The 586-nt window shown below is 79.9% G+C and carries 1 protein-coding gene; it reads right to left on the bottom strand.

The annotated features are described in order from the left end of the window. Positions 1 to 568, bottom strand: a 568-nt coding sequence (gene mptB, locus ABD211_RS23545) for a polyprenol phosphomannose-dependent alpha 1,6 mannosyltransferase MptB (RefSeq protein WP_344135951.1), incomplete at its 3' end; no start/stop codon positions are given. Positions 569 to 586 lie beyond the last annotated feature (18 nt).

The raw sequence follows: 586 nt of genomic DNA, 5'->3' as shown, positions 1-586 counted from the left end.
CGAACCCGGCGAGCGCGACCAGGGCGAGCGCCCGCACGATCGCGAGCGCCACGCCGCCGCCGGGCAGCCCGAGCGCGCGCAGCACGTACCCGATGGTCATGCCCACCGCCGTCGGCGGCGACGTCCACTGCGCCAGGTCGCCAGTGCGGCCCAGCGCGGACACGAAGCCGAGCCCGGTGCCGGCGGCCAGACCCAGCGCCGCGTAGGCCGCCGCCGCGCCGGCCGTTACCAGCGTGGCGACGCCCGCGACCCGGCCGGGCCGTGGGTATCCGATGTCCGCGCGGTGCCGGGCCGCGAGCAGCGCGAGCACCGCGAACGGCAGCGCCAGCACCGCGGTCACCTTCACCGCCGCGGCCGCGCCGACAACAACCCCGGTGAGTACGCCGCGGCGCAGCGCGCCCGCGTCGGAGCCGGCTCGCGGGCCGTCGGGGCCGACCGGGCCGAGGGCAACGCCGAGGCCGGCGACGATGAGGCCCGTCAGGAGCGCGTCGTGGTGCGCGCCGCTGACCGCGTGCAGCAGGACCAGCGGGGTGGCCAGGCCCAGCCACGCGGCCCGGCCGACCGGCACGCCGCATGCGCGCGCGAG

Origin of the sequence: Luedemannella flava, assembly GCF_039528515.1 — a bacterium.
Lineage (GTDB): Bacteria > Actinomycetota > Actinomycetes > Mycobacteriales > Micromonosporaceae > Luedemannella > Luedemannella flava.
This window is presented reverse-complemented; position numbering and strand designations above follow the sequence as displayed.